The organism is Crinalium epipsammum PCC 9333, from assembly GCF_000317495.1.
Lineage (GTDB): Bacteria > Cyanobacteriota > Cyanobacteriia > Cyanobacteriales > PCC-9333 > Crinalium > Crinalium epipsammum.
In genome coordinates, this window is record NC_019753.1 from 3,315,154 (window position 1) to 3,332,478 (window position 17,325).

The window sequence follows — 17,325 nt, forward strand, 5'->3', positions numbered from 1 at the left end:
ATATTTTAAGTTTTAGCGACTTAGATGTTCTTCCATTAACTCTTTTGCCCTTGGCTTATACAGTAAATAGAACAAAGATTCTAAGTAACGCACTAAATCTTCGCGGTCTTCTTTGGAGGTGAAGTTCCAGAAACCGTAAATCCGCGCTAAAGATAGCAATTTGGTGGTGTGAATTTTCCAGGTATAAGTGCTATAAACACGGTCAATGGCGCGGGTGGAAATTTCGTACCAGTAGTTGGGATTCATGTCGCACTTAGAAACAAATTCTAGAATTCTTTCTGCTGTTTCTTCTAAGTGTGTTGGGTTAATGTAAAAACCATTAAATTTATCTTGGATAATCTCTAATGGCCCCCCAAACTGAGTGGCTAAGGTTGGTAATCCAGTAATCATTGCTTCCAGAATTGTTAAACCAAAAGCTTCAAACAAAGCGGGTTGCACAAAGACACCTTGACGATCTGCAATTACCCGATAAATTTCACCAGAATCACTCTTAGGTAGACGCACACCTAACCAGCGAATTTTACCATGTAGGTTGTACTGATCAATAATTTGGTAAAGTTTTTCAATTTGGTCGCGTTCTTCGTGGTCGGTGGTTTCTTCAGCCCGCAATTTACCAGCAACTAAAATTAAGTTGCAACGTTCTTGCAATTGGGCATTCATCCCAAAGCATTCTGCTAAACCAGTGAGGTTTTTAATTCTATCTAGACGCGCCATTGAAAATAAGGGGCGTTTGCTGGGGTCGTCTAGTGTGCCGAAAATATGCTCTGGGTCTTCTTGGGTGAATAGTAATTTTTCAATGCGATCGCGATCGCTCTCAATCCGCTCTTCATATCGAGTATAGGGGAAGTACACACTCTCATTTACCCCTGGCGGTACTACGTTAAATTTGGGGCTAAATAATTCAATGCCATGCACAACATGATATAAATCTGGCATTGTAAAAGACTTATAAGATTCGTACTGTCCCACACTCTCTGGTGTGCCGACAATTTCTTGATAAGTACTGCTGACAATAAAATTTGCTGCATTCATCGCAATCAAATCAGCAGTGAAGTGTAATGAGAAGTGATAATTGTGGTCTGATTCTTGCCAATAAAGATTACTAAACAAATATTTAGACTTTTCTAAAGCGTGGGCAATGTTACATTGAGTAACTTTCAGACGACGAGACAGCAAGAAAGCAACTAAATTGCCATCAGAATAATTCCCCACAATTAAATCTGGTTTACCTTGAAATTCTGCCAAAAGTTCTCTTTCCGAATCAATGGCGTAAGTTTCTAAATATGGCCAAATTTCAAAGCGAGTAATCCAATTTTGAGTCAGCTTAGGATTAAATTCTCGGAAAGGTACTCGCAAAATCCAAGCATTTTGTGTACCGTGAACTTTTTCTAAACGTTGGTTACACTTAGTTCCATCACTATTAGCAATTAACCTAGAAAGAATAATTACCTTTGGTTCAGCATTGAGTACATCTAAACCCGCTAAAGCCAAGTCTTCTTGCAGTTGTTTTTCTAAGTTTCTAGCTTGGTCAAGGACATATACCACCTGACCGCCAGTATCAGGTCGCCCTAAGACTCCTTCTTGTCCAAACCAACCGTGAGGAGATACCAAGACGATCCGAAAGACCATCGGAATGCGGGATAGAAAGGCTTCTAGGCTTTGGTGATCGGGAGAGTCACTGAGTTGATCCAAAAGTTCTAGGGTTTCGTGTATCCGACCTGCTGTGTTACCCCAACCAGGCTCGAAACCCATTAGTTGCAGCACAAAGCGCAATCTGTCAAATGGTTCTTCGGACGGGCGATCGCTTACAAAGGTAATTGCTTTTTTAATTTGATCGGAAAGCTGTTGCGGTGATTGAATCCGCTCGTTAATCATTAGCTGGGTACCGTTGTACCGATGGATACGCAGGAAACTAAATAATGCTTCTAGCCATTGTTTGGGATCTTGAAATAATTTGCTAGAGAGATAACGGTTAAGGTATTGCACTCCCTTACCGATATTTTTGGGGTCACGAATTGTGGGGGTATAGTCATAAAACGGCTGGAAATCTAGTTCGAGGATATCCCCTTCGTTAGGATGAAAGTGGTTGACGAAGCGATCGCGCACATCCAATAATTCTTGTATCGGCATTTGCTCTACTGTTAAATCTTCTGTCAACCGATATATTTCTTCAGAAGCAATTTTAGGGCGAATAATCAAGCACAGGTTGGAATCTTCCCGAATGATTTCCTGAGTGTAATAAATTAATTTGCCTAAATTAGAAGAGCTAAAAAAGTTTTCTGGCTTCTGATGATTATGACAATATTCTGCAAAGGCAGTGAGAATATCATTTTTAAGTAAATAGCGTTTTTCCTGATGACGCAAATCGCTGGCAAAGGTACGCAGATCGGCTTTTTCATTACTATCGATCACAGCTTGAATCAATTCGGACATAAGCACTCCTTAATTATCAAATCCATACTTATACAAACACTAAGTTACAAAAGAATGCTGCCAGCACCCTCCCCCTGGGGTTGAACAATTAACAATTAAGTAGCTCAACATAATTAAAGGCATTACCCCATCCCCCAACTCCCTCCCCGAATTTCGGGGAGGGGGAGATTTGCATTTTATCTTTTTTAATGTGGAGCTAATTATCAATTATCAATGAGGAGAGAAACGCAAAATTTTAAAGTGTGTAAATTTCCCCATATTTCTGTTTGATATAGCGGATGAAGGGATTGATGGTTAAGGGGCTACCTGTAACACGCTTAATCAGTTCATCTGCTGAGTATTTACTGCCATGCTGGTAAATATTCATTTTTAGCCAATTATGCAATGTTGTGAAATTACCTTGCTCAATTTCAGTAGGAATTTTAGGATGATTGCTTAATGCAGCATCAAAAAATTGGGCGCTCATAATGTTACCCAGGGTATATCCTTGAAACATTCCCCCAATCAGTCCCGCGTACCAATGTACGTCTTGCATTACACCTTCGCTGTTATTAGGTGGGAGTATACCTAAATCTGACTCGTAGCGTGCATTCCAAGCGTCGGGAAGATCTCGCACGGCTAAACTGCCTTCGAGCATTTGCAGTTCTAAGTCAAAACGGATCATTACGTGCAAGTTATATGTTATTTCATCAGCATCGGTGCGAATAAGCGATCGCTCTACTTTATTAATACCCCGATAAAATTTTTCTAAGGAAACGTTACCTAACTGATTAGGAAATATGGTTTGCAACTGGGGATAAGCATATTTCCAAAAGCTGCGACTGCGCCCAACTAAGTTTTCCCACAAGCGAGATTGACTTTCATGGACACCAGATGATGTGCCATCAGCTAATGGTGTACCTTCAAAATCAGGGGAAATGCCTTGTTCATACATGGCATGACCCATTTCATGGATACTGCTAAAAAGGGCTTGACCGATATGATTTTCGTAGACACGGGTAGTTATTCGCACATCACCAATTGAAAAGCTGGTGGTGAAGGGGTGCAGGGTTTTATCTTGTCTTCCCCGTTGGAAGTCATAACCCATTTGGGCAATCAGTTTTTCGGTAAATGCTAGTTGCTGCGCTTCTGGAAAATTTTGGTATAAGCTGGAGTCATCAGCCGGAGATTGAGATGTAATCGCATCAGCTATGGGTACAAGTTGCGATCGCAATTCGGAAAAAAGCGATCGTAATGCTGCGGCTTTCATCCCATAATCGGCGGTATCTATTAGCGGATCGGCGATATGATCGTAACCAGGGAAAAAGTTAGCTAGTTCGCGGCTATATTCGAGGGTTTTTTCTAAAAAAGGTTGTAGCGCCGCAAAGTTATTTTCTGATCGTGCTTCTGCCCAAGCAGTATAGCTTTCTGCACGATGGCGAGAAAGTTTAGCCATAAATTCTGATGGTACTCGCACCGCGCGATCGTATTGTCTCTGGGTAATACGAATTAAACTTGCTTCGGTTGAGTCGTAAGGTAAGCTTTGTGCGTAGGGGCGTAAGTCTTCTAATAGTTGTCCGATAGTTGGATTCGTAAACTTTTCATGGGCAATTTGTCGTAAGGTAGAAATTTGTCTCCCCCTTGCAGCAGCACCACCGTTGGGCATATAAGTAGCTTGATCCCAGTCTAGTACGGAGGTAGCAGCTTCTATGTCTCTAATTTCAGTCAGGCGGGTTTTGAGTTCTTGGAGTTTTGGTTCTGTCTTTTCTACGGTTTTTTGCATTGGTGAGGGTTGATGCTTTGATCCTGCTTTCTCTAGTTTGGCGCAGAGATGCAGCGAAAGTATCAGGTTTTGGGAGTATAAATGGCGATGTCTTCGACTGGCTACGCCTACGCGATCGTGATGAGTAGTCGCACACATGGGCATAGTAGTTGTAGAACTTTAAAGGTTAGAAGCGATCGCACCTTACTATCCACCGCTACATTTGTTTCTTATCGATCCTTATAAATGCTTCTCCTGTGTCCAATTTTCACGATAATAATAACGAGCAAATTATTCTCTAGGCGATATATTATTCGGTAGTCTCCGACACGCAAACGAAAACGTCCTTCTCCATTTTTGAGAGCTTTAACTCCAGATGGATATGGATTTATTTTTAGTTCTTCAATTCTAACTGCAATGCGCTGCTGTATCTCTACAGGCAGTTTAGCCAATTCTTTTAGGGCTGTGCGTAAAAACTCAATTTTGTACTCTTCCATTAATCGCTTACAGCCCTAATTCTTGCTTAACTTCTTCCCAAGAAAGCCTCTCTTGATTTTCGGGATTGGCTTCAGCTTCAATTGCTTCTTGTAAGTCTAGATAATCTTCTAGATCTTCAGAATCAACAATAGCCATTTGCCCGCTACCAACTCGCTCAAAAAGCTCATTTATTGATAAATTAAAGTTATTAGCAAGACCTTGAATACTATTCCATGCCTCAGCAGAAATCTTTACTTCGTAACTTTGCTTCATGGGATTGATGTAGTTAAATTATGCTGATTGTAAAAATAAGTTATACTATCTGTGTGAACCTGTAATTAATTATCCAAGATTTTGTTTACATAATAGATAGATTATCTATTTAATATTAACATTAACTACCAAACGTACACAGGTGCTATAACGTTACTCCTAATTATTTTCAACAACTACGCAAATACTGTCGATGCTGCCTACCCACTTCACGCACATAGGTAATACGCCAATACCATACCCAATAGCTACGTGGTTCGTACTCTAACGCCTTTTCATAGCTAGCGAGAGCTTCCCAATAACGACCCCTATCCCGCAGCGTATTTCCTTGCTGATACCAATCCTTAAAACTATCAGGACGGCACTCTAAAGCCCTATAAATAGTTGCTTGTTGATTCTTCATCGGTCATGGGTCATTGTTAATTGCTAATTGTTATTCTGTTGGCTCGGCAATATAATTACAAATTCCGTGCCTTGACCAATTTCTGAATTCAACTCAATACTACCACAGTGTTTTTCAATAATATCATTGCAGATTGATAGCCCCAAACCCGTACCTTTCCCTACAGGCTTAGTTGTGAAAAATGGATCAAACAGCTTACTTTTAACTTCAGAAGGAATCCCAGGTCCATTATCTCGAATTCTGACCTTAACTTGCTCCTGATTAATAATTTCGGTATTAATTACAATTTGTTTCTTTGGTAAAAATTCTTCCTCTAGCAGTGCATCAATAGCGTTGCTCAGAATATTCATAAACACCTGATTTAATTGAGCCGGAAAGCACTCAACTAAAGGTAAATCACCATAATTTTTAATTACTTCAATTCCCTGCTTAATCCGATAATTTAAAATTAATAAAGTATTATCAATACCTTCTGCAATATTTACTGCCTTAGCTTCCGATTCATCAAGGCGAGAAAAGTTACGCAAAGATAATACAATTTTGCGAATCCGGTCAGCGCCCATTTTCATCGAAGAGAGAGTTTTAGGTAAATCTTCACTAAGAAAATCTAAATCAATTTCTTCAATTTCATCCTGAATTGTTGAGGTAGGATTAGGGTATTGCTCTTGATAAATTTCCAGTAATGACAGCAAATCTTGCATATAGTTGTTGATATGCTCAATGTTGCCGTAGATGAAGTTAACTGGATTGTTAATTTCATGGGCAACTCCTGCTACCATCTGACCAAGGCTAGACATTTTTTCGGCGTGAATTAGTTTTGCCTGGGTTTCCTGTAATTCTTCGTGCGATCGCTCTAGCTTCTCAGCTTTGTCCATCGCTGACTTTTGATATACTTCTACCAACTCTTGGAGATTAACTATCTGAGACTTTAGTTGCTCAACCTCTGCTTGTATACACTCATCGTTTGTCATAGTTTATAATCTCCTCTAGATTGCAGATCATCCATAGGTAGTATGCAACCAAATTTGATCACAGACTTAAGCTCCGCCTAGAACCCCTTAAAGGCATTTGGCTATATATCCAATATAAGATCTTGGTCGCTTTCGTGCAGAAATCAAAAAATTTTTTAAACTCTGGCAATAGTTAGTTGTAAAAACACCGCGCTACCCCTCTATAAAAGGTAGCACGGTTAGTTAAAATCAAAATTCGTAACGCATCAAACTGTAATTTCAACTATCTCGCTCTTGAATTAAGGCTTGAAAGCGGTAATCTTGCTGTAATTCTTCAAAGTCTGAGTGGGTTCTTGCCATATCCCGATACTTGTCAGGACTAAGATGAATTGCTTGTTGCAAATGTTTAATTGCTAGATCAGCATCACTTTGCAAGGCATAACAGCGAGCTTTGTTATATAAAGCTGTATGATCGTCAGGTTTGATGTGTAGGGCTTTGTCAAAACTGATCAACGCTTCCTGATAACGCCCTAATTTTAACAACACTAAACCTTTAGCATTCAACGCATATTTATCGTGCTGGATCTCTAAGGTTTTATCAAAGCTGGCTATAGCTTGTTGATAGCGACCTAAACTATCTAAGGCTAAACCACGAAAGTACCAAGCGTCTATGTTTTTGGGTTGGACAGTTAAAGATTCATCAAAGCTGGCGATCGCACTCTCGCATAAACCTAAATTCTGTAGAGCTATTCCTCGATGATACCAAGCTTCATGGAAGTCTGGTTTAGCTAAAAGAGCTTTATCTAAGCTGGCGATCGCTTTATCCAAGCGATCTATTTGCCGCATCGCCATACCTCGGTTATACCAAGCCCAATAGTAGTTTGGTTTAAACTCAATTGCTCGATCATAGCTATCGATCGCCTCACTATAACGACCCAAGTTTTTTAGGGCAATACCACGATTATTCCATGCCCAAAAATAATCAGGTTTGAACTTAATAGCGTTGTCGTAGCTGGCTATAGCTTCTTCGTAGTGTTTTAAATCATCTAGCGCATTGCCACGATTATTCCAAGCTTCGTGAAAGCCAGGTCTGTATTCCAAAGCTTGATCGTAACTGGCGATCGCCTCTGCGTAACGCCGTAAGTGATACAGCGCATTACCTCGGCTATACCAAGCTTCAGCATAGTCAGGTTTAAGTTCCACAACCTTGCCGTAGCTAGCGATCGCACTGGCATATTCTTCTATCCGGTTCAGGTGTAATCCTTTTTGGAAAAAGAACTCGGCTTCCACATCTACTACTTGGTTCATAGAATCTGGCATCTCTCTCTAGGATGATTTCATATATCATGCCCAAAAAAATAACATTATGCAACAAATTGATCAACCTTCTACCCAAAACTAGATGCAATGGGGAGCAATTTATGCTGTTACTAAGTATTAACACTTAAGTCTTCCTTAAGTTAGAGTTCCCCAAATCAGGCTGACTTTATATATTTTTAGACCGAGAATAAATAGTAATTATTACTTATCCCAGTTAGAGCAGCAGACTATCACTTGGTATTAGTATCCCGATATTTTCTTTTAAAACTAAATTATTACCCCGAATCTTGCACACCAACAAAGAATGTAATATTAATCACAGTTTGAAGAAATAATAAATCTGCTTAAATAAAAAAATTCACTCAAGGCGGAAGAGAGGGCTTGCAAAAAACAGCTTTCTACCACAGGGATGCTGTCAATAATATATATATATCTATCTATAGAGTAGTAAATGTCTAATTATAAATAAAATGTAAAAGTTAGATTTGTTTTAAATAAATCTAACTTTAGTAACAATAATTAACAATGTTTTTAAATTTAAAAAAAATGTTAGCTCAAAGTTTTGGCATAAATTTTAAATCTACAAATTCTACTCTAATGCCAGCAAGCCTTGAAGCTTGTAACTCTTTACTCTGCGCTACACTGGACTCAACAGCAGATGGGATTCTGGTTGTAGACACGAAAGGAAAAATTATTAGTTATAACAACACATTTGTAGAAATGTGGGGTATTAGTCGGGTAATTTTAGATGCACAGCATGACAATCAACTTTTGGAAGTTGTCCAACAGCAGTTAAAACAGCCAGAAGAATTTATTAAAAAAGTCAAACAGTTATATGATCAGCCAGACATTGAAAGCTACGATGATCTGGAATTAAAGGATGGACGCTATATAGAACGTTATTCGCGACCTCAACGGATAGAAGGAAAAAGCGTTGGTAGAGCGTTCAGCTTTCGTGATATTACCCAGCGTAAAAAAGCAGAAATTGCACTGCAACAAGCCCACGATCAGCTAGAAATCACAATAGAGCAGCGTACCCAGGAATTATTGCAAGCGAACTCGCAGTTAAGTCAGGAAATTATTGAGCGTAAAAAAGTAGAAATAGCTCTAGAACAAGCGAAAGCAGAACTAGAAACCAAAGTCCAAGAGCGTACAACCGCTCTCAGTAGTGCGATCGCACAATTACAGCAACAAATTACTGAACGTTTAGACGCACAAGCAGAACTTGAGCAGTCTTTATCCTTACTGCGTGCCACGCTAGAATCAACTACTGACGGCATTATTGTTGTTGATCTGCTTGGAAAAGTAAGGAGTTTTAATCAAAAATTAATTGAAATGTGGTGCATTCCTGAGTCTCTAATATTGTCACCGGATGATGAACAAACACTCGCGTTTGCCTTAGATCCACTTAAAAACGCCCAAAAATTTCTCAGCTTAGTAACCGAATTATCAGAGCAACCAAACTTACATAGCTACGATCTACTGGAACTTAATGATGGCAGAATTTTTGAGTATTATTCCCAGCCACAACACCTCAAAGAAGAAATCATTGGGAGAGTTTGGAGTTTTCGAGATGTTACTGAGCGATATCTTGCAGAGCAAGCTTTGCAACAAACCAAAGCTGAGTTAGAAATACGAGTGCAAGAACGCACTGCATCTTTAGAAAATGCGATCGCGCAACTGCAATCTGAAATGGCTGAACGCCAACGCACTGAATCACAACTATATAGAAGTAAAGAACGTTTCCGTAATTTAGTTGAAACGATTAGCGATTGGGTTTGGGAAACAGATGAAAATTATAGATATACCTACTGTAGCCCCCAAATATACAACATATTAGGCTATCAACCAGAACAAGTAATTGGCAAAACTCTCTTTGACTCGATGACGGCACAAGAAGTTTGGCGCGTTGCTAACCTTTTTAGTTTTATTACTGAGAACCAGCAGCCTTTCAAAAATATCGAAACCACTAAAATTCATCAAGATGGGCATCCAGTGGTCTTAGAGAGATCGGCAGTGCCAATATTCGATTGTGATGGTAACTTTTGTGGTTATCGAGGAATAGATCGAGAGATTACTGAGCGCAAGCAAGCTGAGGGAATGCTGCGTCAGCAGGCACTAGCATTTGAGAATATTTATGATGGCATCATTATTACCGATAATGAAGGACATATTATTGATTGGAACCCCAGTGCTGAGAGAATGTTTGGCTATACCAAAGAAGAAGTATTAGGAAAAAGCACTGAATTTTTACACACACCAGAAGAAGCTGCTGTCATAAATCAGGAGATTGTTGAAACTGTTCAGCATTACGGTCGTTGGACTGGGGAAATTAAATTTATCGGTAAAAATGGTACGACGGGAGTGTGTGAAACAGTTTTTGTACCTGTTTATAACGATGCCAGCGATCAAATTGCTGTTGTTGGCGTAAACCACGACATTACCGAGCGTAAACAGGCAGAAGTCGAAATGCTAAAAGCTCTCTCTAAAGAAAAAGAGCTAAATCAACTCAAATCTCGCTTTATCTCAATGGCTTCCCACGATTTCCGTACACCTCTATCTGCAATTCTGATTTCAAGTGATTTACTCAAAGCTTACAGCCACAAACTTACTGAGGCAAAGAAAGTAGGGCATTTAAATCAAATCCAAGCATCTGTCAGAAGAATGACTTTGCTGTTAGATGATATACTTTGGATGGGTAAAGCGGCATCAGGGAAGATTGATTTTAAACCACAAAAGGTTAATTTAGAAGAATTATGCCAAGAAGTTTTAGATGAGATTGCGATCGCTGATTGCAATAAACATCAATTCATTTATAAATTTCAGGCAGAATCTTCCTTAGTGGAAATGGATCGAAAACTAATTCAGCAAATGCTTTCTAATTTGCTTTCTAATGCTGTTAAATATTCGCCCCAAGAAGGTGATATTAAAATAAATATTACCTGCAAAGATGGAACAGCTATTTTTCAGGTTGCAGATTCAGGAATTGGTATTCCATCTTCAGATCAAGCGCGTCTGTTTGATGGCTTTCAACGCGCTAGTAACGTAGGTAATATTTCTGGTACAGGGTTGGGGTTAGCAATTGTTAAGAATGTCGTAGATTTACATCGGGGAACCATCCAAATTGACAGCACTGAAGGAGTAAGAACAACTATTACTATCTGTCTCCCAATAATGTACAGCAAGGACACAACTAAATGAAACATAGAATTTTAGTAATTGAGGACGTGGCAGAACTCCGAGGGGATATCATAGATACGCTGGAATGTTTAGATTTTGAAGCTATCGGGGCAGAAAATGGTCAAATTGGTGTGGAATTAGCACGGGAGTATTTACCAGATTTAATTATTTCTGACATTATGATGCCATTACTAGATGGCTATGGGGTTTTAGAAATTCTCAGTAAAGAAGAACCAACAGCTACAATTCCATTTATATTTTTAAGTGCTAAAAATAGTACTTCAGATATTCGCAAAGGAATGAATTTGGGGGCTGATGATTATCTTACTAAACCTTTTACAATAGCTGAATTAAAAGAAGCGATCGCAATTCGTCTCGAAAAACAAGCTGCACGTAAACGAGTAGAAGAACAACTGCGTGAAAGAGAAACAGAGTTCCGCCAATTAGTGCAACGCGAAGAAATGCTCAAAAGTTTAACAAAACAAATCCGCACCTCCTTAGAAATTAAAACAATTTTCACTACTACATTAAGTGCAATTCGCAGCCTGTTAGGAATCCATCGCTGTAGCTTTTTGTGGGATCGTACCGATGTGATGCAACGATATTTTGAGTTAATTAATGCTTCTGAAGATCCTGAAATTTCTAATATTCCCCAGTGCAACTTGTTTTTAGAGATAGCAGCATTAGGGGAGTTAATTCTTAAGTCTAATATTTTACAAATCAACAATGTATTGACAGACGAGCAACTAAATGACATTAGCAAAAATCAGCTACTTGCTCTAGGTGTTACTTCTATATTAGCTATTACTATTAAAACTAATTCTGGGCAAATTGGAATAATTGTTTGTGAAAACTTCATTCAACCCCGCGTTTGGAGTAATAATGAAGTTCAACTTCTTCAAGCTGTAGGAGATCAATTAGCGATCGCGATCGATCAAGGTGAACTTTATGCTCAAAGTCGCTTCACTGCTACAACTGCCAAAATCCAAGCTGCTCAACTAGAACAAGCTTTAGTCAAATTACAACAAACTCAAGCACAATTGATTCAAACAGAGAAAATGTCCAGCTTAGGTCAAATGGTAGCTGGTGTTGCTCACGAAATCAACAACCCCGTAAACTTTATTTACGGTAACGTCAATCACATTAAAAATTACGTCCACGACTTACTTGAATTGTTACAGCTTTATCAACAAACTAATCCTAACCCTAGTCCTGAAGTTGAAGAGTTATCTGAAAGTATAGATGTAGATTTTATTCTACAAGACTTTCCGAAAATGCTTAACTCCATGCAAGTCGGGGCTGATCGGATTCGCAAAATTGTCTTATCACTACGCAACTTCTCCCGCTTGGAAGAAGCTGACATGAAACCCGTTAATATTCATGAAGGCATTGATAACACATTATTAATCTTGCAAAATCGTCTTAAAGCAAGTAAAAGTAAGCCTGCCATTGAAGTAATCACTGAATATGGAGATCTCCCCTTAGTTGAGTGCTACGCAGGAGAACTTAATCAGGTATTTATGAATATTATAGTTAATGCAATTGATGCCTTAGAGGACGATCAATCTCAACGCCAGCAAGCAGGGTTGCCCGATAAAAGCTATATAATTACCATTCGTACCCAGTTAATCGAGCCGGATCATGTAACTATAATAATTATGGATAATGGGGCAGGAATGACGGAACAGACAAAAAAAAGGCTGTTCGATCCTTTCTTCACTACTAAACCCGTTGGTAAAGGTACAGGTTTAGGATTATCCATAACTTATCAGATTGTGGTGGAAAAGCACAGTGGAAAACTTGAGTGTATCTCAGAACCAGGACAAGGAACCCAGTTTTGGATTACAATTCCTATACGCCAAAATTAATAGGACTTACACATTTTTACCAATTATTTAGGTTTTGGAGGTTGGGGACTGGTGATTGGTGATTGGGAAAAGCCTAATTTATCTCTTTCTGGGGGACTATTAACTTCTTCAACCTGCGTAAGTTCTAATTAATTACAGCAGATTTCACCTTGATGAAGTACAGATTTACCCCACCCGCGCTACCGCGCACCCTCCCATTGGTAAGGAGAGGTTGGGGAGGAGTTATTTACCTACAATTTGCTGTAAGTTTGCCTCTATAAAACTTAACAAAAACTTCAAAAACATTTTAATGAAATAATCCATAATAAAATATATGAAAAAAATTTTAGTAATTGAAGACGAAGAACCTTTGCGCGAAGACATTCTAGAAACTTTAGAATGTTTAGAATATGAGGGAATTGCGGCTGAGAATGGTGTAATTGGGGTAAAATTAGCCCAAGAGCATCTACCAGATCTAATCATATGTGACATTATGATGCCGGAATTGGATGGTTACGGTGTATTTACTTCTTTGCGAACACATCCACAAACAGCAACAATTCCATTTATATTTCTGAGTGCTAAAGCTGATAAATCTGATCTCCGCCAAGGCATGAATTTAGGAGCAGATGATTATCTTACTAAACCTTTTACCATTGCTGACTTGAGCGAAGCAATCTCAGCGCAAATCCAAAAACGTGAAGTAATTGAAGATCAAGCTAATCAAAAATTAGACGAATTACGCACTAATATTAGTCGTTCTTTGCCGCACGAATTTCGTACACCTTTACAGGGAATTTTGAGTTTATCAGAAATTGTCCTGAGTGATTATGATTTGCTGGATTCAAAGACAATGCGGAATATGTTATATGAAATTAACAATTCTGCTCAACGCTTATCAAAACTGATTCATAATTTTATGCTGTATGCAGAATTAGAAGTAATTGCTACAGATCAAGAACGGGTTGCAGAGTTGCGTAGCAACCAGACTTTTACTCCCGAAACTCTGATTAAATATCTCGCCTCTATTAAGTTCCAAAAAGCAGAAAGAGTTGCCGATCTGCATTTGAATTTGCAAGATGCTATTATTCAAATTTCGGAACAAGATTTACAAAAAGTTATTGAAGAAATAATTGATAATTCTTTAAAATTCTCAAGTGCTGGTACACCGATTTATATTGAAAGTAGTTTGAAGGATAGTAAGTATATTTTGTCTGTGCTTAACTATGGACAAGGTATGACTCAAGATCAAATTGCTAAGGTGGGTGCTTATATGCAATTTGATCGCAAACTTTATGAACAACAAGGTTCAGGTTTAGGACTGCAAATTGCTAAACGTTTAACAGAACTGCATGATGGAAGTTTAACTATATATAGTAATCCTGGTAAGGATACTAAGGTGGAAATTGCTTTGCCAATTTTTCAAGAGTGATTAAATAATAAGCTCACTGATTTATGATTAAGTAGTAAAAAAAACTGACATGATTGAGGCAACAAACTTGGCATACCGCATTGAAAAGGATTCAATGGGTGAAAGGCAAATTCCCGAAACGGCTTATTATGGAATTCAAACATTACGAGCAACAGAGAATTTTCCGATTAGTGGAATTAAGCCTTTACCTACATATATAGATGCTTGTGTGTTGATCAAAAAAGCAACTGCGATCGCGAATAGTGAATTAGGTTGCATTCCCCAAGAGATTGCTAATGCGATTGTACAAGCAGCAGATGAAGTATTAGCGGGTGCGTTGCGTGATCAGTTTGTTGTCGATATCTACCAAGCTGGGGCGGGAACTTCCCACCACATGAATGTTAATGAAGTATTGGCAAATCGGGCGCTGGAAATAATCGGAGATAGCAAAGGTAACTATCAAAAAATCAGCCCAAACGACCATGTAAATTATGGTCAATCTACTAATGATGTGATTCCCACTGCAATTAGAATTGGGGGATTGTTGGCAATAGGCAAAACACTAAATCCAGCTTTAGCTTCGGCGATCGCTACCTTAACAACCAAAGCAGATGAGTTTCAAGATATCATCAAATCAGGTAGAACTCATCTGCAAGATGCCGTCCCTGTGCGCTTAGGAGACACCTTTGGCGCTTGGGCGCAAATTTTAAGCGAACATCAACAACGCATTCAAACAGCCGCCACAGACTTAACAAAGTTGGGATTAGGAGGTAGTGCGGCTGGTACAGGTATGAATACTCATCCACAGTATCGCCAAAGAGTTGCCGAAATTTTAGCCCAATTAATTAACCAACCATTGCAACCTGCCCCAAATATGATGGCAGCAATGCAAAGTATGGCTCCATTTGTGAATGTTTCTAGTGCAATCCGTAATTTAGCGCAAGATTGTGTTAAAATATCTCACGATTTGCGATTAATGGATTCAGGTCCTAAAACTGGATTTAAAGAAATACAACTACCACCAGTGCAACCTGGATCATCAATTATGCCAGGGAAGTACAACCCAGTCATGGCAGAAATGACTTCAATGGTGTGTTTTCAGGTGATGGGATATGATAGTGCGATCGCACTTGCTGCACAAGCAGGACAATTAGAACTTAACGTGATGATGCCGTTAATTGCCTATAATTTGATCCACAGCATCGAAATTTTGGGCAATACCCTATCCGCCTTAACTCGCCAATGTATACTCGGAATAACAGCAAATAGCGATCGCTGTTTAGCTTATGCAGAAGGCAGTCTAGCGTTAGTTACCGCCCTTAATCCCCATATTGGTTATCTTAACGCCGCTAATGTTGCCAAGGAATCTTTAGCAACCGGAAAATCCCTCCGCCAGATTGTATTAGAACAACAGTTAATGAGCGAGGAACAACTTGCTAAAGTATTAGATCTAGAGAAAATGAGTACAGTGAACGGTTGACGGTTGACAGTTGACGGTTGACAGTTGTAGTGCGGGCATTTTGGCTGTGTGCTACTCCCGATGTAAGTCTGGCTCTTATAATTGTTAATTGTTAATTGTTAATTGTTAATTGATGACTGTTAGCTTAATCCGCGCCACATCTTACGAACAAGCGTTATTGCGAGAATCACTCTTAACGCTGTTAGAACCTCTAGGAGGAATGAAAGCATTTGTCAAAAAAGGCGATCGCGTCCTCCTTAAACCCAATCTTCTCACAGGTTCTCGCCCTGGTAAAGAGTGCGTCACCCGTCCAGAAATTGTTTGTTGTGTTGCCCAATTAGTACAAGAAGCTGGCGGTAAACCATTTTTAGGCGATGGACCCGCTTTTGGTAGCGCAATGGGTGTAGCAAAAGCTAGTGGTTATCTACCACTAATTCAAGAACTCAATTTACCAATAGTAGAATTTCACGGTAAACGTTATCAAACAGTCAGTGAAGAATTTAATCATTTATTGTTGAGTAAAGAAGCAATAGATGCCGATGTGGTAATTAACCTGCCAAAAGTGAAATCCCATGTCCAACTCACAATGACATTAGGCGTAAAAAATCTCTTTGGTTGTGTCCCTGGCAAAATGAAAGCTTGGTGGCACATGGAAGCAGGAAAAGATAGCGCCAGATTTGGCACAATGCTTGTAGAAACAGCGCGAGCAATTAATCCTAATTTAACAATTATTGATGGAATTATCGGTCACGAAGGTAATGGACCTAGCGGTGGCGAACCCCGTGAATTAGGGGTTTTAGGGGCATCATCGAATGTTTTTGCTCTAGACCGCGCTTTCCTAGAAATACTCAATGTTGATCCGCAAATAGTCCCAACTGTTGCTGCATCTCAACGTATGGGTTTATGTCCTGAATTGGCAGACATTCACTTCCCGCAACTGCAACCTACGGAACTTAAACTTACTGATTGGAAATTACCTGAAAATCTCGTGCCAATAGATTTTGGTATGCCCCGCGTAATTCAGTCTACTTTTAAACATCTGTATATCAGGTTTATTAAAGAAAAAATTAACAATTATCAGTTAACAATTAACAATCACTAATCCCCAATCCCCCCAATTTTTGTAAAAGTTGTTACAGAGTATTAAGAAATAGCAACGTAAGGTATTGATACCCTCCGATTGCTTAAGACGACCGCCCTCTTTCTAGTGGCGGTTTTTTATTGAATGTTTGTATAAATAATCACAATTGCACGGAGACTAAATGGTTAATTTCCTATAGCCAATCAGGTGATCAAACTGCACATCATTCTCAAGTAATGATTTAGCTGTGGTTTATGTCACTAGATAGATTAAATAAAGATTGTGTACTTAAAGACATTTTATTGCCAGGAGATCGTTAAAATGAAAGAATAAGAGTTTAAAAATGTCTCTTGCTCTTTAGTTTGTATTGAGTTTTTAAAGAACGTATGGAATCCAGTAGTAGTCCGTCTGCCAATTCTTCTGAACTGCCTGCCAATAGATGGGCAGAGATTTTGGGAACAATGATTGCTATCTTAACTTTAGCTTTACCTGTGTTTGCGATCGCTAATTTCTCTTCAAGCAACAGCTTAATTTTGCAGCAAACCAGTTATACACTTCCCAATTCAGGAAATTGACAAACCTTAATCATTATTTAACAAAAACACAATCATGGATTAACTAATTGCTGATGCAATGAAGTGGTTACTAGGTTCAACCTAGTAACCACTTCATTACTAAGTAAGTTTTGAATATCTTCTCTCCCTCTACCCCCCTGCCCCTCTGCCCCTCTGCCTCCCCAGCCTTCTAATA

Annotated in this window: 14 protein-coding genes; 7 read left to right on the forward strand and 7 right to left on the reverse strand. The window is 39.0% G+C overall.

All coding sequences use genetic code 11. The annotated features are described in order from the left end of the window. Nucleotides 1–12: 12 nt before the first annotated feature. Both CRI9333_RS14440 and CRI9333_RS14445 read right to left on the reverse strand, forming a co-directional pair. Entirely contained in the window at nt 13–2,433 is a 2,421-nt protein-coding gene (locus CRI9333_RS14440; protein WP_015203899.1) for a sucrose synthase, read from the reverse strand. Between the two features lie 235 nt (nt 2,434–2,668). Then, a complete protein-coding gene (locus CRI9333_RS14445) occupies nt 2,669–4,195 on the reverse strand; it encodes a carboxypeptidase M32 (RefSeq protein WP_041226062.1) in 1,527 nt (508 codons plus the stop codon). Nucleotides 4,196–4,276: 81 nt separating this feature from the next. Between CRI9333_RS14445 and CRI9333_RS26785 the strand changes: the two genes are divergently transcribed. Further along, nucleotides 4,277–4,420 carry a hypothetical protein gene (locus tag CRI9333_RS26785; RefSeq protein ID WP_157462328.1) on the forward strand — a complete coding sequence of 48 codons (144 nt, stop codon included), beginning with the start codon at nt 4,277–4,279 and terminating at the stop codon, nt 4,418–4,420. On the opposite strand, the gene CRI9333_RS14450 is transcribed toward CRI9333_RS26785, so the two are convergent. From CRI9333_RS14450 to CRI9333_RS14470, 5 genes are all read right to left on the reverse strand, one after another. Then, nucleotides 4,405–4,671 carry a type II toxin-antitoxin system RelE family toxin gene (locus CRI9333_RS14450; protein WP_015203901.1) on the reverse strand — a complete coding sequence of 89 codons (267 nt, stop codon included), beginning with the start codon at nt 4,669–4,671 and terminating at the stop codon, nt 4,405–4,407. The two genes, CRI9333_RS26785 and CRI9333_RS14450, sit on opposite strands and share 16 nt — an antisense overlap. A 7-nt stretch (nt 4,672–4,678) precedes the next feature. Continuing rightward, a complete protein-coding gene (locus CRI9333_RS14455; protein ID WP_015203902.1) occupies nt 4,679–4,924 on the reverse strand; it encodes a hypothetical protein in 246 nt (81 codons plus the stop codon). A 169-nt stretch (nt 4,925–5,093) separates the two neighbouring features. Further along, nucleotides 5,094–5,327: a tetratricopeptide repeat protein gene (locus CRI9333_RS14460; protein WP_015203903.1), complete on the reverse strand. Its 234-nt coding sequence runs from the start codon at nt 5,325–5,327 to the stop codon at nt 5,094–5,096. 23 nt (nt 5,328–5,350) lie between these two features. After that, nucleotides 5,351–6,298 carry a sensor histidine kinase gene (locus CRI9333_RS14465; protein ID WP_015203904.1) on the reverse strand — a complete coding sequence of 316 codons (948 nt, stop codon included), beginning with the start codon at nt 6,296–6,298 and terminating at the stop codon, nt 5,351–5,353. A gap of 258 nt (nt 6,299–6,556) precedes the next feature. Continuing rightward, on the reverse strand, nt 6,557–7,597 hold the full coding sequence (locus CRI9333_RS14470) for a tetratricopeptide repeat protein (RefSeq protein ID WP_232229335.1): 1,041 nt from the start codon (nt 7,595–7,597) through the stop codon (nt 6,557–6,559). Nucleotides 7,598–8,194: 597 nt separating this feature from the next. Between CRI9333_RS14470 and CRI9333_RS25015 the strand changes: the two genes are divergently transcribed. From CRI9333_RS25015 to CRI9333_RS14500, 6 genes are all read left to right on the forward strand, one after another. Continuing rightward, a complete protein-coding gene (locus tag CRI9333_RS25015; RefSeq protein ID WP_198013573.1) occupies nt 8,195–10,798 on the forward strand; it encodes a sensor histidine kinase in 2,604 nt (867 codons plus the stop codon). Further along, the gene (locus CRI9333_RS14480; protein WP_015203907.1) at nt 10,795–12,645 is read left to right on the forward strand and encodes an ATP-binding protein; all 1,851 of its coding nucleotides are present in this window, start codon (nt 10,795–10,797) and stop codon (nt 12,643–12,645) included. The genes CRI9333_RS25015 and CRI9333_RS14480 overlap by 4 nt, the downstream gene beginning before the upstream one ends. A gap of 313 nt (nt 12,646–12,958) precedes the next feature. After that, nucleotides 12,959–14,056, forward strand: a complete 1,098-nt coding sequence (locus CRI9333_RS14485) for a hybrid sensor histidine kinase/response regulator (RefSeq protein WP_015203908.1) — start codon at nt 12,959–12,961, stop codon at nt 14,054–14,056. Nucleotides 14,057–14,105: 49 nt separating this feature from the next. Then, nucleotides 14,106–15,515 (forward strand): aspartate ammonia-lyase, encoded by a 1,410-nt coding sequence (locus CRI9333_RS14490; protein WP_015203909.1) that lies wholly within the window; start codon nt 14,106–14,108, stop codon nt 15,513–15,515. Between the two features lie 112 nt (nt 15,516–15,627). Next, nucleotides 15,628–16,596, forward strand: a complete 969-nt coding sequence (locus tag CRI9333_RS14495; RefSeq protein WP_015203910.1) for a DUF362 domain-containing protein — start codon at nt 15,628–15,630, stop codon at nt 16,594–16,596. Nucleotides 16,597–16,961: 365 nt separating this feature from the next. Continuing rightward, nucleotides 16,962–17,150 carry a hypothetical protein gene (locus tag CRI9333_RS14500; RefSeq protein WP_015203911.1) on the forward strand — a complete coding sequence of 63 codons (189 nt, stop codon included), beginning with the start codon at nt 16,962–16,964 and terminating at the stop codon, nt 17,148–17,150. Nucleotides 17,151–17,325 lie beyond the last annotated feature (175 nt).